Annotated in this window: 22 protein-coding genes and 3 pseudogenes; 12 read left to right on the top strand and 13 right to left on the bottom strand. The window is 72.0% G+C overall.

Going from position 1 to position 23,120, the window contains the following annotated elements:
* The first annotated feature begins 1 nt into the window (after window position 1).
* Window positions 2-764, top strand: a pseudogene (locus O7595_RS10350) (amino acid ABC transporter ATP-binding protein).
* A gap of 81 nt (window positions 765-845) precedes the next feature.
* Here the strand turns inward: O7595_RS10350 and O7595_RS10355 are convergent.
* Window positions 846-1,613 carry a class I SAM-dependent methyltransferase gene (locus O7595_RS10355; RefSeq protein WP_269728421.1) on the bottom strand — a complete coding sequence of 256 codons (768 nt, stop codon included), beginning with the start codon at window positions 1,611-1,613 and terminating at the stop codon, window positions 846-848.
* A gap of 91 nt (window positions 1,614-1,704) precedes the next feature.
* Here O7595_RS10355 and O7595_RS10360 point away from each other — a divergent pair, with 91 nt between their 5' ends.
* A complete protein-coding gene (locus O7595_RS10360) occupies window positions 1,705-2,334 on the top strand; it encodes a CGNR zinc finger domain-containing protein (RefSeq protein ID WP_269728422.1) in 630 nt (209 codons plus the stop codon).
* Here O7595_RS10360 and sodX read toward each other — a convergent pair.
* A complete protein-coding gene (sodX, locus tag O7595_RS10365) occupies window positions 2,238-2,657 on the bottom strand; it encodes a nickel-type superoxide dismutase maturation protease (RefSeq protein ID WP_269728423.1) in 420 nt (139 codons plus the stop codon). The genes O7595_RS10360 and sodX overlap by 97 nt on opposite strands.
* Window positions 2,658-2,807: 150 nt before the next feature.
* On the opposite strand from sodX, the gene sodN reads away from it, so the two are divergent.
* Window positions 2,808-3,203 carry a superoxide dismutase, Ni gene (gene sodN / locus O7595_RS10370; RefSeq protein ID WP_093652587.1) on the top strand — a complete coding sequence of 132 codons (396 nt, stop codon included), beginning with the start codon at window positions 2,808-2,810 and terminating at the stop codon, window positions 3,201-3,203.
* A 202-nt stretch (window positions 3,204-3,405) separates the two neighbouring features.
* On the opposite strand, the gene O7595_RS10375 is transcribed toward sodN, so the two are convergent.
* The gene (locus tag O7595_RS10375) at window positions 3,406-4,371 is read right to left on the bottom strand and encodes a LysR family transcriptional regulator (protein ID WP_269728424.1); all 966 of its coding nucleotides are present in this window, start codon (window positions 4,369-4,371) and stop codon (window positions 3,406-3,408) included.
* Between the two features lie 192 nt (window positions 4,372-4,563).
* Between O7595_RS10375 and snpA the strand changes: the two are divergent.
* A pseudogene (gene snpA / locus O7595_RS10380) lies at window positions 4,564-5,239 on the top strand (snapalysin).
* A gap of 85 nt (window positions 5,240-5,324) precedes the next feature.
* Here the strand turns inward: snpA and O7595_RS10385 are convergent.
* The 5 genes from O7595_RS10385 to O7595_RS10405 form a co-directional block, all read right to left on the bottom strand.
* Complete coding sequence (locus tag O7595_RS10385; protein ID WP_269728425.1) at window positions 5,325-5,771, bottom strand: DUF6304 family protein; 447 nt, start codon at window positions 5,769-5,771, stop codon at window positions 5,325-5,327.
* Between the two features lie 401 nt (window positions 5,772-6,172).
* Window positions 6,173-6,757 (bottom strand): dihydrofolate reductase family protein, encoded by a 585-nt coding sequence (locus O7595_RS10390; RefSeq protein ID WP_269728426.1) that lies wholly within the window; start codon window positions 6,755-6,757, stop codon window positions 6,173-6,175.
* A 432-nt stretch (window positions 6,758-7,189) separates the two neighbouring features.
* Complete coding sequence (locus O7595_RS10395; RefSeq protein WP_269728427.1) at window positions 7,190-7,819, bottom strand: GNAT family N-acetyltransferase; 630 nt, start codon at window positions 7,817-7,819, stop codon at window positions 7,190-7,192.
* A gap of 84 nt (window positions 7,820-7,903) precedes the next feature.
* A complete protein-coding gene (locus O7595_RS10400; RefSeq protein WP_269732444.1) occupies window positions 7,904-8,947 on the bottom strand; it encodes a family 2 encapsulin nanocompartment cargo protein polyprenyl transferase in 1,044 nt (347 codons plus the stop codon).
* Window positions 8,948-9,037: 90 nt separating this feature from the next.
* Entirely contained in the window at window positions 9,038-10,462 is a 1,425-nt protein-coding gene (locus O7595_RS10405; RefSeq protein ID WP_269728428.1) for a family 2B encapsulin nanocompartment shell protein, read from the bottom strand.
* A gap of 237 nt (window positions 10,463-10,699) precedes the next feature.
* Between O7595_RS10405 and O7595_RS10410 the strand changes: the two genes are divergently transcribed.
* Both O7595_RS10410 and O7595_RS10415 read left to right on the top strand, forming a co-directional pair.
* Entirely contained in the window at window positions 10,700-11,290 is a 591-nt protein-coding gene (locus tag O7595_RS10410; protein WP_269728429.1) for an N-acetylmuramoyl-L-alanine amidase, read from the top strand.
* 85 nt (window positions 11,291-11,375) lie between these two features.
* Complete coding sequence (locus O7595_RS10415; RefSeq protein ID WP_269728430.1) at window positions 11,376-12,290, top strand: 1-aminocyclopropane-1-carboxylate deaminase/D-cysteine desulfhydrase; 915 nt, start codon at window positions 11,376-11,378, stop codon at window positions 12,288-12,290.
* Here O7595_RS10415 and O7595_RS10420 read toward each other — a convergent pair.
* Window positions 12,269-13,867: a Na+/H+ antiporter gene (locus O7595_RS10420; protein ID WP_269728431.1), complete on the bottom strand. Its 1,599-nt coding sequence runs from the start codon at window positions 13,865-13,867 to the stop codon at window positions 12,269-12,271. The two genes, O7595_RS10415 and O7595_RS10420, sit on opposite strands and share 22 nt — an antisense overlap.
* 43 nt (window positions 13,868-13,910) lie before the next feature.
* On the opposite strand from O7595_RS10420, the gene O7595_RS10425 reads away from it, so the two are divergent.
* The 3 genes from O7595_RS10425 (at window position 13,911) to O7595_RS10435 (ending at window position 15,843) form a co-directional block, all read left to right on the top strand.
* On the top strand, window positions 13,911-14,171 hold the full coding sequence (locus tag O7595_RS10425) for a UBP-type zinc finger domain-containing protein (RefSeq protein WP_269728432.1): 261 nt from the start codon (window positions 13,911-13,913) through the stop codon (window positions 14,169-14,171).
* A gap of 242 nt (window positions 14,172-14,413) precedes the next feature.
* Window positions 14,414-14,827 (top strand): anti-sigma regulatory factor, encoded by a 414-nt coding sequence (locus O7595_RS10430; RefSeq protein ID WP_138053254.1) that lies wholly within the window; start codon window positions 14,414-14,416, stop codon window positions 14,825-14,827.
* The gene (locus tag O7595_RS10435; RefSeq protein WP_269728433.1) at window positions 14,824-15,843 is read left to right on the top strand and encodes an RNA polymerase sigma factor SigF; all 1,020 of its coding nucleotides are present in this window, start codon (window positions 14,824-14,826) and stop codon (window positions 15,841-15,843) included. Before O7595_RS10430 ends, O7595_RS10435 begins: the two co-directional genes overlap by 4 nt.
* A 52-nt stretch (window positions 15,844-15,895) precedes the next feature.
* Here O7595_RS10435 and O7595_RS10440 read toward each other — a convergent pair whose 3' ends face one another.
* Window positions 15,896-16,330: a hypothetical protein gene (locus O7595_RS10440; RefSeq protein ID WP_269728434.1), complete on the bottom strand. Its 435-nt coding sequence runs from the start codon at window positions 16,328-16,330 to the stop codon at window positions 15,896-15,898.
* Window positions 16,331-16,435: 105 nt separating this feature from the next.
* Here O7595_RS10440 and O7595_RS10445 point away from each other — a divergent pair, with 105 nt between their 5' ends.
* Entirely contained in the window at window positions 16,436-17,404 is a 969-nt protein-coding gene (locus tag O7595_RS10445; RefSeq protein ID WP_269728435.1) for a diacylglycerol/lipid kinase family protein, read from the top strand.
* A gap of 316 nt (window positions 17,405-17,720) precedes the next feature.
* On the top strand, window positions 17,721-17,978 hold the full coding sequence (locus O7595_RS10450) for a WhiB family transcriptional regulator (RefSeq protein ID WP_003953983.1): 258 nt from the start codon (window positions 17,721-17,723) through the stop codon (window positions 17,976-17,978).
* A 239-nt stretch (window positions 17,979-18,217) separates the two neighbouring features.
* Here the strand turns inward: O7595_RS10450 and O7595_RS10455 are convergent, their stop codons facing one another.
* A complete protein-coding gene (locus O7595_RS10455; protein WP_269728436.1) occupies window positions 18,218-19,684 on the bottom strand; it encodes a sensor histidine kinase in 1,467 nt (488 codons plus the stop codon).
* A gap of 414 nt (window positions 19,685-20,098) precedes the next feature.
* A pseudogene (locus O7595_RS10460) lies at window positions 20,099-20,398 on the bottom strand (SIS domain-containing protein); the annotation flags it as partial.
* A 101-nt stretch (window positions 20,399-20,499) separates the two neighbouring features.
* Here O7595_RS10460 and nagB point away from each other — a divergent pair.
* Window positions 20,500-21,285: a glucosamine-6-phosphate deaminase gene (nagB, locus tag O7595_RS10465; protein WP_269732445.1), complete on the top strand. Its 786-nt coding sequence runs from the start codon at window positions 20,500-20,502 to the stop codon at window positions 21,283-21,285.
* A gap of 315 nt (window positions 21,286-21,600) precedes the next feature.
* Here nagB and O7595_RS10470 read toward each other — a convergent pair whose 3' ends face one another.
* A complete protein-coding gene (locus tag O7595_RS10470) occupies window positions 21,601-23,112 on the bottom strand; it encodes a glycoside hydrolase family 3 protein (protein ID WP_269728437.1) in 1,512 nt (503 codons plus the stop codon).
* Between the last annotated feature and the right edge of the window lie 8 nt (window positions 23,113-23,120).

The following is a 23,120-nucleotide window of genomic DNA, read 5'->3' on the forward strand; positions in this document are numbered from 1 at the left end:
CATGACCGCCATGGTGAAGGCCGAAGGCGTCCACAAGTCCTACGGCGCGGCCCACATCCTCAAGGGCATCGACCTCGAGGTCGCCCCGCGTGAGGTGTTCTGCCTCATCGGCCCCTCCGGCTCGGGCAAGTCGACCTTCCTCCGGTGCATCAACCACCTGGAGAAGATCAACGCCGGACGGCTCTGGGTCGACGGCGAACTCGTCGGCTACCGCCAGAAGGGCGACAAGCTCTTCGAGCTCAAGGACAACGAGGTCGCCCGCCAGCGCCGCGACATCGGCATGGTGTTCCAGCGCTTCAACCTGTTCCCCCACATGACCGCCGTCGAGAACGTCATGGAGGCACCCGTCCAGGTCAAGGGCGAAGCCAAGGCGGTCGCCCGGGAACGGGCCCTGAAGCTCCTGGATCGCGTCGGCCTCGGCGACAAGGCCGGGAACTACCCCTCCCAGCTCTCCGGCGGCCAGCAGCAGCGCGTCGCCATCGCCCGGGCCCCTGGCCATGGAACCCAAGCTCATGCTCTTCGACGAGCCCACCTCGGCCCTCGACCCCGAGCTGGTGGGCGACGTCCTCGACGTCATGCGCGGTCTCGCCGAGGACGGCATGACCATGGTCGTCGTCACCCACGAGATGGGCTTCGCCCGCGAAGTCGGCGACAACCTCGTCTTCATGGACGGCGGTGTCGTCGTCGAATCGGGCAACCCCCGCGACGTCCTCACCAACCCCCAGCACGACCGCACCAAGGCCTTCCTCTCCAAGGTGCTGTAAAGCTCGGTGGACCGTCGTACCGGACGCCGGAGGCGGCAGGGCATGCCCTGCCGCCTCCGGCGTTCGCCCGTCCGGGCCCGGTCACTTCAGCGCGAGCACCAGGGCGTCGGAGGGCGACGCCCATACCGGCCGGGCCTCGGCGAAGCCGGCGGCCCGGAGGGTGTCGGCGTGCCACTGGGCGGACGGGGTGTCGCCGTCGGCGTGCTCTCCGTAGATCTCGAAGCGGCGGGCGGTGGGAACGGCCAGGACGGGGTCCGCGGCCGCCAGGGCCCACCAGTCGGCCCAGTCGAGCGCCCCGGCGGCCCTCGCCCGGTCCATCGCGGCATGCCGGTGGGTGCGCTCGGCCGCGTTGATGCGGGGGGTGGTGCCGTCCTTCATGTGGTCGGCGTTCATGAGGACGCCGCCGTCCACGACCAGGCCGGCGAGCTGCCCGTAGAGGGCGGCGAGCGGTTCGGCGTGCAGCCAGTGCAGCGCGGTGGCGGTCAGCACGGCGTCGTACGAGGTGTGCGGCAGGGCCGCGGTCCAGTCCGGGTCCTTGAGGTCGGCGGTGACGAAGGTGACTCGCCGGTCCCCGGCGAAGTACCCCTCGGCGATGGTCAACAGCGCGGGGTCGAGGTCGACGCCGACACTCTCGGCCTTCGGGAACCGCTTGAGCAGTCTGTCCGTGATACTTCCCGTACCGCAGGCGAGGTCGAGGACCCTCGGTTCGGGGCCCGCGAAGGCCTCGACCATGTCCAGCATCACCCGGAACCGCTCCTCGCGGTCGGGCATGTACCACTCCTGCTGGCGGTCCCAGCTCTCCTGCCAGGCCCGCCAGTCGGTTCCGGTGGCAACCGCGTTCTCGGTCATCCCCACTCCTCCCATCCGTAATACCCTCGAATTCAGAGCATCACTTACCTCATCCGTCGCCGACACTAGACCTCATCCGTAAGGACTACAAGTGGAACTGGCCTCTTACTCGGACTACGCCGTACGCCTGGTCAACACCGAGGAGCCGGCCCGCAGCAAGGACACGCTCACGTCGGTGGAGGCCGTCCGCGAGCTCTTCGGCGCCTCCTCCCAGATGGCACGCCGGGCCACCGACGCGGACGTCACCCGGTTCCGGTCGGTACGGGCCAGACTCCGCGCGGTCTTCGCCGCAGCGGACTCCGGAGACCAGACCCAGGCCGTCGACCTGCTCAACTCGCTGCTCCTGGAGTTCCCGGTCAGCCCGCAGATCTCCGGCCACGACTTCCTGGACGACGAGGGCCGGCCGCGCTGGCACATGCACCTCGCCGACCACCCGTCCAACGCGACCTCCGGCTACGCCGCGATCGCCGCGATGGGACTCGCCTTCCATCTCACCGAGTACGGCGTCGACCGGCTCGGCCTCTGCCAGGCCGCGCCCTGCCGCAACGCCTACCTGGACACGTCCACCAACCGCTCGCGCCGCTACTGCTCGGACCGCTGCGCCACCCGCGCAAACGTCGCCGCCTACCGCGCACGCAAGCGCCTGGAGACCGAGCGGTCGGAGAGCACGGGCCGCACCGCGGAGAACGCCCAGGCCAGCAGCCCGAGCGCCGACCTCTGACCTTGCGGGCGCGGCCGGTACCGCGCCCGTACCCGGCCCAGCAACAGGCCCTCGGGCACCGTGCCGAACACCCGGCTGTCCCCTTCCGCGTACGGGTTGTCGCCCAGCACCCACCAGCCCTCCCGGCGCCGCTCGACCACCCGCTTCACGATCAGCAGGTCCTGCTGCAGCGGATGCCGGAGCACGGCCACGTCCCCGGGCCGGACGGCGGCCCCGTAGTGCACCAGCAGCCGGTCCCCGTGCGCCAGCGTGGGATGCATGGAGGGCCCGGCCACCTCCGCGACCCCGAAGGGCGCACTCGGCTCCCGCCCCTGCTCCGTCATCGGCCACCTCCGGGTCCCTCGGTGTCTTCCGCCACACGTCCCATGGTCACCCTGGACTTTTGGCCGAAGCCGCAGGGGGCACTCGCGAAAACGCGCCACTCACGGAGTAATGTCCCACCTGAGAAGACGATCACGAGGAAGGACAGCTCAATGCTCTCCCGCCTGTTTGCCCCCAAGGTGAAGGTCAGCGCCCACTGCGACCTGCCCTGCGGCGTCTACGACCCGGCCCAGGCCCGAATCGAGGCCGAGTCGGTCAAGGCCGTGCAGGAGAAGATGGCCGCGAACGACGACCCGCACTTCCAGGCCCGTGCCACGGTGATCAAGGAGCAGCGCGCGGAGCTCGCCAAGCACCACGTGTCGGTGCTCTGGAGCGACTACTTCAAGCCCCCGCACTTCGAGAAGTACCCGGAGCTGCACCAGCTGGTCAACGAGACCCTGAAGGCGCTCTCCGCGGCCAAGGCCTCGACCGACCCGAAGACGGGCGAGAAGGCCCTGGAGCTCATCGCCGAGATCGACCGCATCTTCTGGGAGACGAAGAAGGCCTGATCTTCGATCATGCCCCCTGACCTGCAATTTCCTTGGTTGCAGTGTCTCCGGGGTCCGCACCCGGGCCGCAGGCCGCCGAGCACGGCGTCCAGGGCGGCCCGGGTGCGGTCCTATTGAACGAACCGGCTGCAGTCCCGCGGATCGTGCTGCCCGGCCGGGCCGCGCGGCGGTCCGGTCCCCCGAAGGGGCCGCCGGAGCGGGTTCAAGCCGTCGGCGTGTGCAGCAGCGGGCTCCTGTTGCGCAGCAGCCACTGCCGGTACGGGGCGGCGCGGAGGGCCACCTCCCGGTAGGCGGCGAGGAGTTCGGCGTACACGAGGGCGAACGTCTCCGCGCCGGGGCCGGGGCGCCGGTAGAGCAGCAGCCGTACCGCGAGCGGATCGTCGCGCAGGGGGCGGATCGCCATGTCGTCGCGCCGGCCCGAGGTGGGCTGGCAGGGGGCGACCCCCTCGCCGACCACGATGAGGGACGTGGCGGTGTGGTAGTCGGCGTGCAGCACTTGCGGATGGATCCCCGCGGCGGTGAGCACCCGGCGCAGTCCGTCCCACTCGCCGTCGACCGTCGGGTCCACCATCCAGCGGTCCTCGGCGAGGTCGGTGAGGTCGACCACCGGGGCCGCGGCGGCCGGGTGGTCGCGGGCCATGGAGATGAACTGCGGTTCGCGCTCCATGAGGACCCGCCGTTCCAGCCCTTCCGGCACCAGCAGTGGGCAGCCCTCGACCTCGTGGACGAACGCCACGTCCAGGTGCCCGGCGGCGACCATGCGCAGCAGGGTGCCGGCGGAGACGTTCATGTGCAGGGAGAGGTCCGTGCCGTCGGGCAGTCGCTGTCTGAGCCGTCTCAGCCAGCCCGCGAGGGCGCGGCTCGCCGTGGAGCCGATGCGCAGCCGGGGGTCGTCCGCGCGGGCAACCGCGGCCCGGGTCTCCGTCACGAGCGCTGACAGCCCGGCGATCAGCGGGCGGGCCCGGCTGAGGACGGCACGGCCGAGCGGGGTGGGTCGGCAGCCCGTGCGTTCCCTGAGGAACAACTCGCCGCCAAGGGCGTTCTCGATCCGGCGGAGCTGGGTCGTCAGGGAGGGCTGGCTCATGCCCAGCCGACGGGCGGCCTTGTGCAGACTGCCCGCGTCGGCGATCGCGCACAGCACGCGCAGGTGCCTCACCTCCAGCTCCATACTGCGAGAGTAGGACGGCGCCCATCGTCACACCAGACACCTGTGTCGCTCCAATTTCCTTGATTTACAAGGGAATTGGGGCTGGTCCTGCTCGTGATACCGCGGTGTTATCGCCAGTTGGCATCATCCGCGGGCCGGTGGGCTCCCCGACACTCTCCTCACCGATCCCCACTCGGATGAGGAGCACCCCCCATGAGACACCCCGAGCGACGCCCACGGGCGTTACTCTCCGCCGCACTCGGTCTGGGCCTCGCCGCCGCCCTGGCCTCCGCCGTACCCGCCACCGCCGCCCCGGCTCCCGACTCCGCCGGCCCCGCCGTCCCCACCGGCCGGGCCGCGGCGTACCACGGTTCCGCAGAGGACGCCCGCGCCACCAAGGCGTTCTTCGACGCGGTGGTGAAGTCGGTGGCCGAGAAGCGGGCCCAGAACCCCGGCGCCCTGGCCGTCACCGTCGTCTACAACGCGAGCAGCGCACCGAGCTTCCGCTCCCAGATAGCCAGCAGCACGCGGATATGGAACGGCTCCGTGTCGAACGTGCGGCTGCAGGAGGGCTCCAACCCGGACTTCCGGTACTACGAGGGCAACGATCCGCGCGGCTCGTACGCCAGCACCGACGGGCACGGCCGCGGCTACATCTTCCTCGACTACCGGCAGAACCAGCAGTACAACTCCACCCGGGTCACCGCCCACGAGACCGGCCACGTGCTCGGGCTCCCCGACCACTACTCCGGTCCCTGCAGTGAACTGATGTCGGGCGGCGGTCCCGGCACCTCCTGCCAGAACGCGTACCCCGACGCGGCCGAGCGGGGCCCGGGTGAACCGACTCTGGGCGAACGGCCTCGCGGCCGCCCTCGCCAGGGCCTCCTGACGCACGCCCCCCACGGTGCCCCGTGCCCGGGTTCCCGCCCGGGCACGGGGCGTTCGCCTGGCGGTGAGTGCGCCACGACGGGCCGTCAGGCGCTTTCCAGCAGCTTCCCGCCGAGGTCGGCGCCCTCCGGCAACTGCCGCCGGATCCGCCCGAGTGCCTCGTCGAAGTCGCCGTCGGCCACCCCGGACTCGTACGCCGTACCGCCGAAGTGCAGGGTGAGGTTCAGGTCCACCCTGCCGGGCGCGCCCTCGGGCCCTGCCTCGCCGAGGGTCAGCAGGCAGCTGAGCGTGGCCCGCTCCGCCGCCCCGTCGAGAGTGACGGGCAGCGGCATGTCCCATTCCAGGACGCAGCCGGACAGGCGTTCGCCCGATTCCGCAGCGCCCAGGGCGGCGAAACTCGGCCCTTCGTACTCGGCTCCCCTGATGCGGGTGCTCACTCCGTGCCCGCTCGGGGCGATCGCCAGCGCGATCGCCTCCGCACCCCGGCGGTCCCGGTACCAGCCGGTCCACACGTCCGTCGACTCCGTTGACATGGCGCGGACTGTAGCGGTCCGACCGGCCGCGCTGCACAGCCGGTCGGCACTCGAACGCTTCTGCGCCGCCCGGGTCAGCCGGACGGACCCGCGGCCGACTCCTCGTTCGCCCCCTTCGCGTCTTCCGTACCCCGCCCGCGCCCCGCCTCGGGGGCGTCCCGGGTACTGCGCGTGCACGCGGAGTTGTGACAGGGACCGGGCCCCCACTCCGGGACGAACACACCGAGCACCTTGCGTCGTCTGATGGCGGAACCGACGGGCTGTCCGCAGGTCGGACACGTGTACTCGTCCTGCGGGCCGCGGACGGTCCGACGTCCTTCGCTGCCCATGGATCCAGGATAGGGCGGCACGCCCAGGACGAACAGCGCTCACGCGGCCCGGTGGCCGCCCGGCCCACGCGGCTACCGCTTCCTGCGGTACTTCCGTACGAGCACGCCGTTACCGAAGCTGCGCACCCAGTCCAGGGTGAAGTCGGTGACGGCGAATCCGGCGCCGAACATGGGCATACCGCTGCCGTAGACCTGGGGATAGGTCTTGATCACCAGTTCGTCGATCTCGTCGAGCAGTTCGCCGGCGATCTGCGAGCCGCCGCAGAGGTAGATGCCGAGGTCGCGGTCCTCGGCCTTGAGGGCGCGCACCCTGCCGACCAGGTCGTCGGCGATGATCTCGACGCCCGCGTCGGGCGACTTCTCCAGCGTGCGCGAGGCGACGTACTCGCGCAGTTGGGCGTAGGGGCTGGTGATCCCGGCGTCGAGCGCCAGTTGGTAACTGGCCCGGCCCTGGAGCAGGGTGTCGAAGTGCCTGTTCGGGGAGTCCTGGAGGCCCAGCGCCTCTCGCCCCTGGACGGGGATGGTCTCGGGGTACTCGGACTTCAGGAACTCCAGGTACTCCCCGTCGACGAAGCCGAACATGGACGAGGCGTCGCCGCTCGGGTCTCCGATGAAGCCGTCGATGGAGCAGGCGATGAAGTACGTGAGGTGACGCAATCCGGTCCTCTGCTGTCGTCGGGGTCCGAGGTCCGGACCGGTCTCGCGGCCCGAACCACTGCATCCATAGTGCTCCAGTCGTAGTGGTTACGCAAGCGCCTTTTGCGGAAGGCGCGTTGAGGAGGTTCCGGGGGGCGGGCCGCCGATGCCCCGAGGCCCGCGACGGGGCGCGGCGGGTGCACGCGCGGACGCGACAGCCGGCACGTCGGCGCACGAGCGGCGCGCCGCCGGGGTGGACGACCGCCTCCCGGTACCCGAGCCGAGATGACCCTCCGCCCGCGGTCGTCCCGACCGAGCCGACCGGGATCGGCACCAGGCGACCGGAGCCGAGCCGGTCGCCGGCCCGGACCACCGCCCCGGCTCCGGCTCCGGCCCACCGTGTCCGGCACCGCGGCCGGCGGCCGTCCGGTGCGCCGGACCGTGGCGCCGACGCTACGGAGCGGAGATCCGCCTCGTGCCCTCGGGCCCCGGCGCGGCGGGCTCCCGCCACATGGGCCACATCAGCGGGCCGTCGGGAAGCTGGACGGTACGGTCCGTGGGAGCGAAACCGAGCCGCTCGTAGAGCCGGGTGCTGCGGGCACTGCTCGCCTCCAGATAGGCGGGCAGCCCCTCCCTGTCGCACCGTTCCAGGGCGGGCGCGAGCAGGGCCGTGCCGAGCCCCTCGCCCTGCCGCTCCGGGGAGACGGCGACCAGCAGCAGGTACTCGTGCGCCCTGCCCCGCGGATGGACGGCACCGGTGAGCCGGCCGACGAGCTCGGCCCGCTCGTTGTCCGGATCGGCGATCTCCCGCATCCGGGCGGGGGTGTCGTCCTCCTCCTCGGGCGCCTCCGCGGGCACCTGGAGCCAGAGCGCAGCGGCGGTTCCGTCCTCGGTCATGTCGACCCGCCCCTCGGCGAGGGCGATGTCGAGGAAGACCCCGAGGAAGACCCCGTGCACCCGGCGGCGGTGGGCCTCGTCGGGGAAGACCCAGCTGCTGACCGGGTCGTGCATGAACGCCTCGTCGAGCAGTCGCACCACCGTCCCACGGTCCCGCTCCCCCGCCTGCCGTATCCGTACGCCCATGCCCGGGCCGCCTCTCCGCGATCGTCAACTGGCCGCTGCGATATTAGAGTTGCCCGCCGGTGTCACGCACCGGCCCGCCCGCGCTCAGCGGCTGCGGCGCGTGACGAACTCCGCCAGGGAGAGCAGGTCCCCCGCCGCCTTGAGGTCCGGCACCGCACGGGACAGCTGCTGAACGGCCCGGGCCATCCGGTCCGCCGCCTGCAGCTGGGCCCAGTCCCGGCCGCCGGCCCGCTCCACCGCGTCGGCCGCTCGGGCGACCGCCCCGGCGTCCATCGGCCCGGCGTACAGTTCGGCGAGCTCCGCCCCCGCCCCGGTGCCCGAGCCGAGGGCGGCCACCACCGGCAACGACTTCTTGTGCGCGGCCAGATCGGCGCCCGCGGGCTTGCCCGTGCGGTCCGGGTCGCCCCAGATGCCGATGAGGTCGTCGATCAACTGGAAGGCCAGGCCCGCCTCCCGCCCGAAGGCGTCCATCGCGGCGATCTCCTCCTCCCCCGCCCCCGCGTACAGCGCGCCGAGAGCACAGGCGCAGCCCAGCAGCGCCCCGGTCTTGGCCGTTGCCATGGCGAGGCATTCGTCCAGCGAGACCTCCCCCGGTCCGCGCTGCTCGAAGGCGCAGTCGGCCTGCTGGCCGGCACAGAGCTCGATCACGCAGGCAGCGAGCCGGGCCGAGGCCGCCGCCGCGGCCGGGTGCCGGTCCTCCGCCAGCAGCCGCAGCGCCAGGGCCAGCATGGCGTCGCCCGCGACGATGGCGTCCGGGGTGCCGAACACCGTCCAGGCGGTGGGCCGGTGCCGGCGGGTCGCGTCCTCGTCGATCACGTCGTCGTGGAGCAGCGTGAAGTTGTGCGCCAGTTCGACGGCCGCGGCGGCGCGCACCGCCTGCTGCGGCTCCCCGCCCAGCGCCCGGGCGGCGGCGAGCACCAAGGCGGGCCGGATCGCCTTGCCCGCCGCCCCGGCGGCCGGCGTGCCGTCGGCGTGCTCCCAGCCGAAGTGGTACATCGCGACTCGGCGCATGGAACCGGGAAGGGACTCGACGGTGTCCCGCAGCCGGGGGTCGACGGCGCTGCGGGTGCGTTCCAGGAGCCGCGCCGCCTCATGGGCGTCGGTGGCGGCGGCGTCCGGACTGGTCATGGTCACGGTCACGTCCTCTGCTGAAGGGATGGGGCGGGGCGGCGCCGGGCCGCCCCCGCCGGATCGGCGCCGGACGAGCGGCTCCGGGCGTCAGCGCCAGCGGCTCACCTCGACGTTCTCCAGCACACCGAGGGCGTCCGGCACCAGGACGGCCGCCGAGTAGTAGGCCGTGACCAGGTAGGAGATGATCGCCTGCTCGTCGATGCCCATGAAGCGCACGGAGAGGCTGGGTTCGATCTCGTCGGGGATGCCGGTCTGGTGCAGGCCGACCACCCCCTGGTCCTCCTCGCCCGTACGCATGCAGATGATCGAGGTGGTCCGGGCGTCCGAGATCGGGATCTTGTTGCACGGGAAGATCGGTACACCGCGCCAGGCGGGGATGCGGTTCCCCCCGATGTCGACGGTGTCCGGGTAGATGCCCCGCCTGCTGCACTCCCGGCCGAAGGCGGCGATGGCCCTGGGGTGGGCGAGGAAGAGCTTGGAGCCGCGCCGCCGGGACAGCAGCTCGTCCATGTCGTCCGGCCCCGGCACGCCGTCGTGGGGCTGCAGCCTCTGACCGTAGTCGCAGTTGGCCAGGAGCCCGAACTGCTTGTTGTTGACGAGTTCGTCCTCCTGACGCTCGCGCAGCGCCTCGACCGTCAGCCGCAACTGCTGCTCGGTCTGGTTCATCGGCTGGTTGTAGAGGTCCGCGACGCGGCTGTGGACCTTCAGCACGGTCTGGGCGACGCTCAGTTCGTACTCGCGGGGGGCGGCCTCGTAGTCGACGTAGGTGTGCGGGACGACGGCCTCGCCGACATGGCCGGCGGAGAGGTCGATGGCGGCCTCCCCGTACCTGTTGGTCCGCTGGTGGGGGATCGACGCCACGGACAGGAGATGGCCTGCGAGGGACTCGGCGCGGTCCGCGAGGGTCAGCACGTCCTGCCGGGTGAGCTCCAGCGCGACGCACGCGGTGCCGGCCCGGGCGGTGAACTCCCAGACGGCGTCGCCGTCGACCAGCGACCTGTCACCGAAGTAGGAGCCGTCGGCGAGGACGCCGAGCACGGCCTCGTCGCCGTAGGGACCGGTGCCGATCTGCTCCACCCGGCCGTGCGCGAGCAGGAACACCCGGTCCGCCGTCTCGCCCTTGGCCGCCAGTACGTCGCCCGGCGCGAACCGCACCTGCCGGCAGCGCTGGGCCATCTCGCGCAGCACGGCCTCGTCGTCGTACCCCCGCAGGGGCGGCAGCTCACCGAGCTCGGCCGGGATGACCTCGACCTGGCTGCCCGTCTGGACGAAGGTGACGCGCCCGTCGCCCACCGAGTAGCTGAGCCGACGGTTCACCCGGTACGTACCGCCCTGCACCTGGACCCAGGGCAGCATCCGCAGCAGCCACCGGGAGGTGATCTCCTGCATCTGGGGCGCCGACTTGGTGGTGGTCGCCAGGTTCCGCGCGGCGGCCGTACCGAGACTCTGCTGCGGCAGTGCCGCGTCCTGGCCGCCCTCACGCACCTCGTCACCAACCGAACCAACCGACATGGGACTCCTTCGCAATCATGGATTGACCTGCGACGAAGAGCCTTCCAGCACGCTGTGCGGGCGCGCCATTACACAAATGAGTGGGACTAGACCGGGATGTGCGGGGCATGGCGTGCGTTTTCCGCCCGATCGGCGCACTGGCCGGATCGGCTCGCACAGCGCCCGAACGGATCGCCTGGTCACGGGGGTTGGGGTAGAAGCCACGTACGAACACTTCCAGCCGTGAAGGAGTCGGCCATGGCCCCACCCATGTCCGCGGACAGCTTCCTCGACGCACTGCGCGACGAGGGGCTGACGGTCGTCCAGGTCGGCGACTGGCGCACCCACAACCGCAACCACAAAGGCCCCTGGGGTCCCGTGCACGGGGTGATGATCCATCACACCGCCACCAGGGGCACCGCGGACACCGTACGCATCTGTCGCGACGGCTACGCGGGCCTGCCCGGTCCGCTGTGCCACGGCGTCATCGCCAAGGACGGCAAGGTCCACCTGGTCGGCTACGGCAGGGCCAACCACGCCGGGCTCGGCGACGACGACGTGCTGCGCGCCGTCATCGCCGAGAAGGCGCTCCCTCCCGACGACGAGGCGAACACGGACGGGAACCGGCACTTCTACGGATTCGAGTGCGAGAACCTCGGCGACGGCGGGGACCCCTGGCCGGAGGTCCAGCTGGAGGCCGTCGAGAAGGCGGCCGCCGCCGTCTGCCGGCGCCACGGGTGGAACGCCCGGTCGGTGATCGGGCACCTGGAGTGGCAGCCGGGGAAGATCGACCCGCGGGGCTTCACGATGAACGCCATGCGCGCCCGGATCACGGAACGGCTCAAATGACGCGGTCCGTGTGAACCGGGCGCCCCGACCGTCCCGCCGGGCACGGCGGGGTGAACGTCTCGGCAGGGGCGGCGAGAATGGCGGGGTGAACGTGTTCGACCTCGCCGCCCTCCGGCCCCGGCTGCCCTCCCCCCTGGAACCGGTGGCGGACGAGCGCTTCGCGCGGCACGGGGTGCGCCTGCTGCTCAAACGGGACGACCTCATCCATCCGGACCTGCCGGGCAACAAGTGGCGCAAGCTGGCACCGAACCTCCGCGCGGCGGCGGGCCGCACCGTGCTGACCTTCGGCGGCGCGTACTCCAACCACCTGCGCGCCACGGCCGCCGCCGGGCGGCTGCTCGGCTTCCCCACGGTCGGCGTCGTCCGGGGCGACGAGCTCGCCGGGAAGCCCCTCAACGCGTCGCTGGCCGCCTGCGCCGCCGACGGTATGCGGCTGCACTTCGTGGACCGGGCCACCTACCGCCGCGCGTCCGATCCGGAGGTGCTCGGGGGGCTCCTGGAACGCTTCGGGGGGCCGGAGCGGTGCCGGGTCGTTCCCGAGGGCGGCAGCAACGCCCTCGCGGTACGGGGTTGCACGGTGCTCGGCCGCGAACTCCGCGGCGAGGCCGATGTGGCGGCCGTGGCGTGCGGGACGGGCGGCACGCTCGCGGGGCTCGCCGCCGGACTCGGGGACGGAGCGCGGGCACTCGGTTTCCCCGTGCTCAGGGGAGGCTTCCTCGGCGAGCGGACGGGCGCCCTCCAGAAGGAGGCGTTCGGCGGACCGGCCGGCGACTGGTCGCTCGACGAGCGGTTCCACTTCGGCGGCTACGCGCGTGTCCCGCCCGCCCTCGACGCGTTCGCGCGGGATTTCGAAGCACGTCACGGACTGCCCGTGGAACGTCTCTATGTCGCCAAAATGCTCTACGGGCTCGTCGCCCTCGCGGGCGAGGGCGCGTTCCCGCCCGGGACCACCGTCGCCGCGGTGATCACCGGCCGGCCTCAGTCCGCGGCCTCGCGGTAGGCGGCCGCCTCCTCGAGATCCAGCCGCCGCAGCAGCGCCCGCATCATCTCGTCGTCGATCCGCCGTTCGTCCCGCAGCCGCACGAACACCTCGCGCTCGGCCTGGATCACCTCACGGGTGAGGCGGTGGTAGGTGTCGTCCGCGGACTCGCCCGTGGCGGGGTTGACCGCCCCGAGCCGCTCCCAGGGCGAGTTCCTGCGCCGCTCCAGGACCGCGCGCAGTCGGTCGTGCAGCGGCTCCGGGAGGGCGTTGACCGGATCGGCGACGAGCTCCTCCAGGCGTCGCTCCGCGGCCCGGGACGCCTCGCTCTGCGCCTGCGCCTCGACCAGGGTGACGCTCCGTCGGTCGCGCTCCGGGAGCCTCAGGACGCGGATCAGCGCCGGCAGGCTGAGCCCCTGCACGACCAGGGTGCCGATCACCGTGGTGAAGGTGAGGAACAGGATCAGGTTGCGTGCCGGGAAGGGCTCCCCGTCCGCCGTCAGGATCGGGATGGAGAAGGCGATCGCCAGGGACACCACGCCCCGCATGCCGGCCCAGCCGACGATCACCGGGGTCCGCCAGTCCACCCCGGGCTCGCGTTCCCTGATGCGCTTGGACAGCATGCGCGGGACGAAGGTCCCGGGGAAGACCCACACGAAGCGGGACACGACCACGACGACGAAGACGACCACGGCGTACCAGGCGGCCTCCTGGACCGAGAACGAACCGAGCTTCCGCACCACCTGAGCCAGTTGCAGTCCGATCAGCGCGAAGACGGCCGACTCGAGGATGAAGGCGACCATCCGCCAGACCGCCTCCTCCTGGAGTCGGGTGGCGAAGTCGACCTGCCAGGACCGGTGCCCGAGGAAGAGGGCGACGACCACGACGGCCAGCACGCCGGAGGCATGGACGTGCTCCGCGGCGGCGTAGGCGACGAAGGGGATCAGCAGGGACAGGGTGTTCTGCAGCAGGGGCTCCCGGAGATGGGTGCGCAGCCAGTGGATCGGCACCATCAGCACCAGGCCGACGCCGATGCCGCCGGCCGCCGCGACGAGGAACATCAGGACGCCCTCCCCCCAGGTGATGCCCTCGCCGACGGCCGCCGCCAGCGCCACCCGGTACGCGGTGATCGCGGTGGCGTCGTTCACCAGGGACTCGCCCTGGAGGATCGTGGTGATCCGGCCGGGCAGCCGGAGCTTGCGGGCGACCGCGGTCGCCGCCACGGCGTCCGGCGGGGCGACCACGGCGCCCAGCACCAGCGCCGCGGTCAGCGGCAGGCCGGGGATCACCAGGTGCGCCGCCCACCCCACGACGAGGGTCGCGAAGAGCGTGTAGCCGACGGACAGCAGGGCGATCGGCCTGATGTTGGCCCGCAGGTCGAGGTACGAGCTGTCGACGGCCGCGATGTGCAGCAGCGGCGGCAGGATCAGCGGCAGGACGATGTGCGGGTCCAGCGTGTAGTCGGGGACGCCCGGCAGGTACGAGGCGACCAGGCCGACGGCGACCAGCAGCAGGGGCGCGGGCACCACCGTCCTGCGGGCGATACCCGCGACCGCGGCGCTCGCCGCGACCAGCGCCACCACCGACAATGCCTCCATGATCCGCCCCTCGCCCGCTCACCCACGTCGTAACCTGGCCATCATGAGCGAGTGCCCGCACCTTCTCGACCTGCCGCGCCCCGAACCCGCACCCCTCAGCGACACGTGCCTCGCGTGCCGGGCGGCGGGGACGCACCCGGTGCAGCTGCGGGTCTGTCTGACGTGCGGGCACGTGGGATGCTGCGACTCGTCGCCGGGCCGGCACGCGTCGCACCACTCCGAGCAGGAGGGACATCCGGTGATGCGTACCCTGGAGCACGGAGAGAGCTGGCGATGGTGCTTTCCGGACGGTTCGATCGTCTGACGTCTGGGTACGTCAAAGCTCCGCCGATTTCTCGCAATTGAGGACCGCCGAACACTAGCCACTGTGCGTACTCATGTGCTTACCATGAGTGACAGAGTCGGGTAGGGGTCCCGGCGACACGGCACCATGGATCGCGATAGCGTCGCCAGTCGAGGTACTGGCTGCGCACCGACGCGCAGTACTCGGCTCCGGGACCGCCCTTCCGGAGCCTCGATCGACCTTGTGCCACCTTGGAGGTGAGGGTGTCCCAGATCGCAGGCGAGCCCGGGACTCAGGACTTCGTGGAAGTCCGGCTGCCCGCTGCGGGTGCCTACCTGTCCGTGCTGCGTACGGCCACGGCCGGTCTCGCGGCGCGCTTGGACTTCACGCTCGACGAGATCGAGGACCTGCGCATCGCGGTCGACGAGGCCTGCGCGATCCTGCTGCAGCAGGCCGTCCCCGGATCCGTCCTCAGCTGCGTCTTCCGGCTCGTCGACGATTCCCTGGAGGTCACGGTCTCGGCCCCGACGACCGACGGTCGCGCCCCGGAGCGCGACACCTTCGCCTGGACGGTGCTCTCGGCACTGGCCGGCAAGGTCGACTCCTCCGTGGCGGAGGACCGCACGGTCTCCATCAGCCTGTACAAACAGCGCGGCGCGGGACCCGGGCCGGCGTGAGGGACGGGGACGGTCCGGTGCGCGACGAGGAGCGGACTCCCGGAACGCCGAACGGCGGTCGCACGGCTCCTGCGGAGCCGGGCGGCGCACCGGCGGGCATCCCGGAGCAGCAGGCCAGGCCGCACCCGGTGGACGAGCGTGACGGCCTCCCGGCCGCGGCGGAGCAGAAGCAGGCTGGGGGTACCTCCCAGGCGAAGCACTGGCAGAGGGCGGCCATGAGCGAGCACGAGCACGACCTCAAGGAACACGGGCACCACGCTCCGAACGACCGGAGCGAGGCGCGCTCGATGTTCATCGCGCTGCGCAGACTTCCGGAGGGCTCCCCCGAGCGCGCCGAGCTCCGGAACCAGCTGGTGCGGATGCACCTGCCCCTGGTGGAGCACCTGGCCCGCCGCTTCCGCAACCGCGGGGAGCCGCTCGACGACCTGACCCAGGTCGCGACGATCGGGCTGATCAAGTCCGTGGACCGGTTCGACCCGGACCGGGGCGTAGAGTTCTCGACGTACGCGACGCCGACCGTCGTGGGCGAGATCAAGCGGCACTTCCGCGACAAGGGCTGGGCGGTGCGGGTGCCGCGGCGGCTGCAGGAGCTGCGGCTCGCGCTGACCACGGCGACGGCGGAGCTGTCCCAGCAGCACGGCCGCTCCCCCACGGTCCACGAGCTCGCCGAGCGCCTCGGCATCTCCGAGGAGGAGGTCCTGGAGGGCCTGGAGTCCGCCAACGCGTACTCGACGCTCTCCCTGGACGTCCCGGACACCGACGACGAGTCCCCGGCGGTCGCGGACACCCTGGGCGCCGAGGACGAGGCGCTGGAGGGCGTCGAGTACCGCGAGTCGCTGAAGCCGCTGCTGGAGGACCTGCCGCCCCGGGAGAAGCGGATCCTGCTCCTTCGCTTCTTCGGCAACATGACGCAGTCGCAGATCGCGCAGGAGGTCGGCATCTCCCAGATGCACGTCTCCCGCCTCCTGGCCCGCACGCTCGCACAGCTCCGCGAAAAGCTCCTGGTCGAGGAGTGACCCTCCGGCGGTTCCGGACGGGCGTACGTACGCCTCCCCCGACCGCCGGAGGCTATGCGCGGCCGCGGATGCCCAGCGCCTCCGTCGTGCGCGGGTCGAGCAGCAGCACCAGCGAGGTGACGGCCACGACCGCCAGCACGATGCCCGCGGGGATCAGTGCGCCCGAGGAGCGGAGCAGGGTCCAGGCCACCGGCAGCGCCATGATCTGGGTGATGATCGCGGGCCCACGGCTCCAGCTGCGCCCGAGCAGCAGTCCGCGCGCCGCGAGCAGGGGGATGACGCCAAGCGCGATCAGCGTCACTCCGCCCGTCTCGGCCTGGGACGTGCTCTCCGGGGCACCGGTCAGGCCCGAGACCAGCATGTAGAGGCCGCCGGCGAACAGGGCCAGGGCCTCCAGCCCGCACAGGGCGGCCGCCGCGGTCAGCCGGCCGGGCCGCTTCGCGGATGCACCGGGGGAGGTCTCAGGGGTCTGCTCAGCACTGCTCACCCCTGCAGGGTAGCCCCGGGCCCGGTGCGCCCCGCGGGACGGGCGGTATCGGGGCCGCTCGCCCCGGACTGGGCCGCGTACCCCTTGGTAGGTACGCTGGCGGCCATGCGCGCACTCCTCGTGGTCAATCCGGCGGCAACCACCACCAGTGCCCGCACCCGTGACGTGCTCATCCACGCCCTCGCGAGCGAGATGAAGCTGGAGGCCGTCACCACCGAGTACCGCGGCCACGCCCGCGACCTCGGCCGCCGCGCCGCCGACTCCGACGACATCGACCTGGTCGTGGCACTGGGCGGCGACGGCACGGTCAACGAGGTCGTGAACGGACTGCTGCACGCGGGCCCCGACCCGGACGCCCTGCCGCGCCTCGCCGTCGTCCCGGGCGGCTCCACGAACGTCTTCGCCCGCGCCCTCGGGCTGCCGAACGACGCCGTGGAGGCCACCGGAGCGATCCTGGACGCCTTGGAGACGGGCAGCGGCCGCACGGTCGGCCTCGGCACGGCGGCCGGTACGCCGGACACCCCGGACGAGGGCGTTCCGCCGCGCTGGTTCACGTTCTGTGCCGGCTTCGGCTTCGACGCCGGGGTCGTCGGCCGGGTCGAGCAGCAGCGGGAGCGCGGCAGGATCTCCACGCACTCCCTCTACATACGCCAGGCGGCACGGCAGTTCCTCGCCGACCCGCACCGCCGCAGCGGCGCGATCACCCTGGAACGCCCCGGGGCGGACCCCGTGCGCGATCTGGTGCTGTCCATCGTCTGCAACACCTCTCCCTGGACGTATCTGGGGAACCGTCCGGTGTACGCGGCTCCGGCGGCGTCCTTCGACAGCGCCCTGGACGTACTCGGCCTGAGCCGGCTCTCGACCGCCGCCCTGGCCCGCTACGCGACCCAGTTGCTCACCTCGACCCCGGATCGCGGCCCTCGCGGCAAGCACGTGGCCTCTTTTCACGACCTCACGGACTTCACCTTGCATTCGAAGGTGGCGCTGCCCTTCCAGATGGACGGCGACCACCTCGGACTGCGCAGCAGCGTGACGTTCACAGGCGTACGCCGTGCACTGCGTGTGATTGTGTGAGCGGAAGGGGCAAAAGTCCTTCCACTCGAACGTTTAGGCGCGGGTCCACCCCATGGAAGTACGGCTGTGACCTAGTCGACACCGAGGAATCAAAAAAAACTTTCCGGAAGGGGTTGTATCCGCCGCCGAGGTTTGCGAATCTCTACATGGCGATCGGGACGGCCCGCAGGACCGGCCTCCACGGAGAGCCAGAACCCCTCCTCAACCTGGACCGCAACCAGTTCATCTGGGCGTCGGCCCTTCACTTGCGGGGGGATTCGTGAAAGCGTTCACATTCACAAGCAACCTGCACGTAAAACCAAGAGAGGTAGCAGCCATGGACTGGCGTCACAACGCCGTTTGCCGCGAGGAAGACCCCGAGCTGTTCTTCCCCATCGGCAACACCGGTCCTGCGCTGCTGCAGATCGAGGAAGCCAAGGCCGTCTGCCGTCGCTGCCCCGTCATGGAGCAGTGCCTGCAGTGGGCGCTCGAGTCCGGCCAGGACTCCGGCGTCTGGGGTGGCCTCAGCGAGGACGAGCGCCGCGCGATGAAGCGCCGCGCCGCCCGCAACCGGGCGCGCAACGCAAGCGCCTGACGGCCCCCTGCTAACAGCCTGAGCCCGGCGGCGCGTACGGCGAGTACGCATTCACCGCCCCCGAGCCGCAGCGCGCAGCAGTATCCCGAAGCTTTCGAGCCCCGGACCATCACGAACGGTCCGGGGCTCGCTGCTTTGCACGCGGGGCTCGCTGCCTTGCACGGGGAGGGCCCGGGAGCCCGCGCCCCGTCCCGGCCGCGGCGTGACCGCGGGGGAAGCCTCTTGGGGCGGTGCGCCGGCTACTTCTCGCTCTGCACGGGAATGTCGAGGACGACCCGGGTCCCCCGCCCGGTGGCCGGTTTCATGTCGAAGGTGCCGCCCAACTCCCCCTCCACCAGGGTCCTGACGATCTGGAGTCCCAGGTTGCCCGCCGTCTGCGGGTCGAAGTCCGCAGGCAGCCCCCGGCCGTCGTCCTCCACCGTGATCAGCAGCCGTTCGGCCGAGCGGGGACCGCCGCGCACCGCCGACACCTCGACCGTGCCGTGCTCCCCCGGGGCGAAGGCGTGCTCCAGCGCGTTCTGCAGCACTTCGGTGAGGACCATGGAGAGCGGCGTGGCGACCTCGGCGTCGAGGATCCCGCAGCGGCCGCTGCGCCTGCACTCGACCTTGCCGGGCGAGATCTCCGCCACCATGGCGAGCACCCGGTCGGCGATCTCGTCGAACTCGACCCGCTCGTCCAGGTTCTGGGACAGCGTCTCGTGGACGATGGCGATGGAGCCGACGCGCCGGACCGCCTCGTTGAGGGCCTCCCGGCCGCGCACGGAGTCCATCCGCCGGGCCTGGAGGCGCAGCAGCGCCGCGACCGTCTGGAGGTTGTTCTTCACCCGGTGGTGGATCTCCCGGATGGTGGCGTCCTTGGTGATCAACTCGCGTTCGCGGCGGCGGAGTTCGGTGACGTCGCGGAGCAGTACGAGGGAGCCGATGCGGGTGCCCTTGGGCTTCAGCGGGATGGCACGGAGCTGGATGACTCCCCCGTTGCCCTCCACTTCGGTCTCCCGGGGCGCGTAGCCGCTGGCAAGCTTGACCAGGGCCTCGTCGACGGGGCCCCGGGACGGCGCGAGTTCGGCAGTGATCTGGCCCAGGTGCTGCCCGACCAGATCGGCGGCGAGGCCGAGCCGGTGGTACGCGGACAGGGCGTTCGGGGACGCGTACTGCACGACACCGTCGGCGTCGAGGCGGATCAACCCGTCGCCCGCGCGCGGTGAGGCGTCCATGTCGACCTGCTGTTCGGGGAACGGGAACGCACCGGCGGCGATCATCTGGGCGAGGTCGGAGGCGGACTGCAGATAGGTCAGCTCGAGCCGGCTCGGGGTGCGCACCGTCAGCAGGTTGGTGTTGCGCGCGATCACTCCGAGGACCCGGCCGTCGCGCCGGACCGGGATCGACTCGACCCGGACCGGCACCTCCTCGCGCCACTCGGGATCGCCCTCGCGCACGATGCGCCCCTCGTCGAGCGCGGCGTCGAGCAGCGGACGGCGGCCTCGGGGAACCAGGTGGCCGACCATGTCGTCCTGGTAGGAGGTGGGGCCCGTGTTCGGCCGCATCTGGGCGACGGAGACGTAGCGTGTGCCGTCCAGGGTGGGGACCCAGAGGACGAGGTCCGCGAAGGAGAGGTCGGAGAGCAGCTGCCACTCCGAGACCAGCAGGTGCAGCCACTCGAGGTCGGACTCGCTCAGAGCGGTGTGCTGGCGTACGAGGTCGTTCATGGAGGGCACGTTGTGAGCGTACCTTTGGTGAGAACCTGACGGGACGGGCCTCCGTAGGGGAGGATGGGCGCGGAAAAGTGTGTGCGCAGACGGATGGACAGGGCAGAATGGTCTAGTCCACAATGGCACCGCCGTGCCGGACCGTGGTCCGGACGGTGGACAACAGAAGACCTCCGCCCTCCCCGCACAGGAGGGTGGACCGAGGACCCGGCGCTCTCTGCCCTGACTGCGCCGCGGGCCTCCACACGGCCGACCGGGACCGCACACCCGCCGGCCGGGCAACTCCGGGCTGCGGTGCCGGACGGGTTGAGGGTCCCGTCCCGGCGCCGCGGCCCGCGGGTCTTTCAGGGGCCGGAACGCGGCCGGAACCCCGGCGTGCGGACCGACGGCGGCCCGGACCCCGCGGAGCACGGGTCAGCGCGTCTCGGTGACCTTGGCCAGGGCCCGCGGGGCGCCGGGGTCCTGACCGCGGGCGATGTGCCACCTCGCGGGCCGGCGACCGGAGCGGAAGGATCTCCAGCATCGGCTGGACCTCCTCCGCCACCCCGCGATGGGCAGCGCGAAGCCCGCCGAGGCCGCCTCGACCTGCGGCTTCGACTCGACGACGAAGAGGTCGGCGCCGCGGCCGAGCGACCGTTCGAGCACCGGCTGCAGCGCCTGGCCACCACGGCCGTCCGCCACCACCGCGATCACCGGGGCGATGTCGCCGACCACGGGGAACCGCACCTCCTTCGGCCGGGATTCACCGGGGCGTCACCCCGTTCTGCTAGATTGGTCTATACCACATGACCTTTCAATCGATCGGCAGGCCCAGCGTGGAAGTTGTCATCGTCAAGGACGCCAAGGCAGGCGGGGAACTCATCGCGCGGGGCATTGCGGAACTGCTCCGCCGCAAGCCCGACGCACTGCTCGGGGTGGCCACGGGTTCGACACCGCTGCCCGTCTACGAGGCGCTGGCCGCGGAGGTCCGGGCCGGGGCCGTGGACGTCTCCCGGGCCCGGATAGCACAGCTCGACGAGTACGTGGGGCTGCCCGCCCGGCACCCCGAGTCGTACCGCTCCGTGGTGCTGCGCGAGGTCGTGGAGCCGCTCGGGCTGAGCCCGGACGCGTTCATGGGTCCGGACGGCGGCGCGGACGACGTCCAGGCCGCCTGCGCGGCGTACGACGCGGCGCTGGCGACGGCGGGCGGTGTCGACCTGCAGCTGCTGGGGATCGGCACTGACGGGCACATCGGCTTCAACGAGCCCTGCTCCTCGCTCGCCTCGCGAACGAGGATCAAGACGCTGACCGAGCAGACGCGCGTGGACAACGCGCGCTTCTTCGACGGCGACATCGAGCAGGTGCCGCACCACGTCATCACCCAGGGCATCGGGACGATCCTCGATGCCCGGCACCTGGTGCTGCTGGCCACCGGGGAGGGCAAGGCCGAGGCGGTCGCGACCAGCGTGGAGGGCCCCGTCGCGGCCGTGTGCCCCGCCTCGGCACTGCAGCTGCACCCGCACGCGACGGTGGTGGTCGACGAGGCCGCGGCGTCGAAGCTGAAGCTGGCGCACTACTTCCGCCACACGTATGCGAACAAGCCCGCCTGGCAGGGGCTGTAGCACGGGCCCGCCCCGCGCCGGGCAGCCCGGGGCCGAGGCGGGCGCGGAGCCGAGGCCGGGGCGGGGAAGGGCACCCCCGCGCACCGGCCGTCGGCCACCGCGCACACGAACGGCTGTGCCGGGGCCGCCCGTCGATCGGGCGGCCCCGGCACAGCCGTATTCGCGACCGGGCTCGACGGCCGGTGTGCGGCCGTCCTCCTCCGGTGTCCGGTCGCCGGGGCGTCCGGGCCCTCGGATCCGGTGGGCGGACGGGAACGGTACGCCGCCCCGTCCGGCCGTCGGACACACCCCGCGGGGCCGCCGGGCGCGTGGTCCTCAGGTGGCGGTGACGGCCTCCGCCGCGGCGATCCCGCAGACCCGGGCCGCGCCGTGAGTGGCCACGTGGAGGGCCCCCCGGGGAGGGGCGGCGTTCAGCCCCATCTCGACGACGATGGTGTCGGGGCGGGCGGCGACGAGGGCGTCCAGGGACTGCGACATCCAGGGGTGGCGGTGGGCGTCGCGGACGACGGCCACGATGCGCCGTCCACCGGCCGCCATGAGGACGTCGTCGACGGCGGCGTCCGCGTACGTGCCGGTCTCCGTACCGGGAAGCAGGCGGGCCAGTTCCGCCGCGACGCCCCACGGGGTCTCGTCACCGACGGCGATGTTGGCCACGGGCGTGAACGCGGCGACGTACGGCGCGGTGGTCAGCGGTTCACGGGGGTGGTCCCCCACCGTCACGCGCACGGCCCGGCGCGCGGCCGTCAGGCCGATCTCGGCGCCGGGCGCGGTCCCCTCCTGTGAAGCCGCGCCCGGCTCCGATGCCGCCCCCCTGGCCCCCCTGGTCCAGTCCGCGAGCGCACGCACCCGCGCGGCCGCGTCGGCCAGTCGTTCCTCGGGCAGCTCGCCCTTGCGCACCGCGGTGACCAGCGCGTCGCGCAGCCGCAGCACGGTGTCCTCGTCGGCCAGGCCGCCGCCGACACAGATCGCGTCGGCACCGGCGGCGATCGCGAGGACACTGCCGCGCTCGATTCCGTGGACCGCGGAGATCGCCTGCATCTCCATGCCGTCGGTGACGATCAGTCCGTCGTAGCCCAGCTCCTGGCGCAGCAGTCCGGTGAGGACCTGCGGGCTCAGGGTCGCCGGGCGATCCCGGTCGAGCGCGGGTAGCAGGATATGCGCGCTCATGACGGACTTGGAACCCGCCGAGATGGCCGCTCGGAAAGGCTGCAGCTCACGGGAGTGCAGAGTGGCCAACTCCACATCGATCCGCGGCAGGGCGTGGTGCGAATCGACGGCGGTGTCACCATGTCCCGGAAAATGCTTGGTACACGCAGCGACTCCCGCGGACTGGAGGCCACGGACATACGCGGCGGTGTGCCGGGCCACCAGGGTGGGGTCGGATCCGAAGGAACGCACCCCGATGACCGGATTGTCAGAGTTCGAGTTGACATCGGCCGACGGGGCCCAGTTGAGGTCCACCCCGCACTCGGCGAGCCGGCGGCCGAGTTCCGCGGCCACCTCCCGGGTCAGCCCGACGTCGTCCACCGACCCGAGCGCGTAGTTGCCGGGGAAGGAGGAACCGGTGCGGACCTCCAGCCGCGTGACGTCGCCGCCCTCCTCGTCGATCGCGACGAGGACGTCCTCGCGCTCCGCCCGCAACCGGGCGGTGAGGGCCTTGAGCTGGCCGGGCGAGGCGATGTTGCGGCCGAACAGCCCGACGGAGGAGAGCCCTTCACCGATCCTGCGCAGCAGCCAGTCGGGGGCTGTGGTGCCGACGAAGCCGGGCTGCAGCACGGTGAGGGCGTCACGGGTGAGCGTGTCGGTGCGGTCCACGAGCGTTGTCATGAAAGGCG

This window comes from Streptomyces sp. WMMC940, from assembly GCF_027460265.1.
Classification (GTDB): domain Bacteria; phylum Actinomycetota; class Actinomycetes; order Streptomycetales; family Streptomycetaceae; genus Streptomyces.

Bases quoted from the DNA above. Each gene is read 5' to 3' on its own strand.
- O7595_RS10355 (WP_269728421.1), bottom strand. From the start codon at position 1,613: ATGACCGAGAACGCGGTTGCCACCGGAACCGACTGGCGGGCCTGGCAG.
- sodX (WP_269728423.1), bottom strand. From the start codon at position 2,657: ATGACGGAGCAGGGGCGGGAGCCGAGTGCGCCCTTCGGGGTCGCGGAG.
- sodN (WP_093652587.1), top strand. From the start codon at position 2,808: ATGCTCTCCCGCCTGTTTGCCCCCAAGGTGAAGGTCAGCGCCCACTGC.
- O7595_RS10375 (WP_269728424.1), bottom strand. From the start codon at position 4,371: ATGGAGCTGGAGGTGAGGCACCTGCGCGTGCTGTGCGCGATCGCCGAC.
- O7595_RS10385 (WP_269728425.1), bottom strand. From the start codon at position 5,771: ATGTCAACGGAGTCGACGGACGTGTGGACCGGCTGGTACCGGGACCGC.
- O7595_RS10395 (WP_269728427.1), bottom strand. From the start codon at position 7,819: ATGGGCGTACGGATACGGCAGGCGGGGGAGCGGGACCGTGGGACGGTG.
- O7595_RS10400 (WP_269732444.1), bottom strand. From the start codon at position 8,947: ATGACCAGTCCGGACGCCGCCGCCACCGACGCCCATGAGGCGGCGCGG.
- O7595_RS10405 (WP_269728428.1), bottom strand. From the start codon at position 10,462: ATGTCGGTTGGTTCGGTTGGTGACGAGGTGCGTGAGGGCGGCCAGGAC.
- O7595_RS10410 (WP_269728429.1), top strand. From the start codon at position 10,700: ATGGCCCCACCCATGTCCGCGGACAGCTTCCTCGACGCACTGCGCGAC.
- O7595_RS10420 (WP_269728431.1), bottom strand. From the start codon at position 13,867: ATGGAGGCATTGTCGGTGGTGGCGCTGGTCGCGGCGAGCGCCGCGGTC.
- O7595_RS10425 (WP_269728432.1), top strand. From the start codon at position 13,911: ATGAGCGAGTGCCCGCACCTTCTCGACCTGCCGCGCCCCGAACCCGCA.
- O7595_RS10445 (WP_269728435.1), top strand. From the start codon at position 16,436: ATGCGCGCACTCCTCGTGGTCAATCCGGCGGCAACCACCACCAGTGCC.
- O7595_RS10450 (WP_003953983.1), top strand. From the start codon at position 17,721: ATGGACTGGCGTCACAACGCCGTTTGCCGCGAGGAAGACCCCGAGCTG.
- O7595_RS10455 (WP_269728436.1), bottom strand. From the start codon at position 19,684: ATGAACGACCTCGTACGCCAGCACACCGCTCTGAGCGAGTCCGACCTC.
- O7595_RS10470 (WP_269728437.1), bottom strand. From the start codon at position 23,112: ATGACAACGCTCGTGGACCGCACCGACACGCTCACCCGTGACGCCCTC.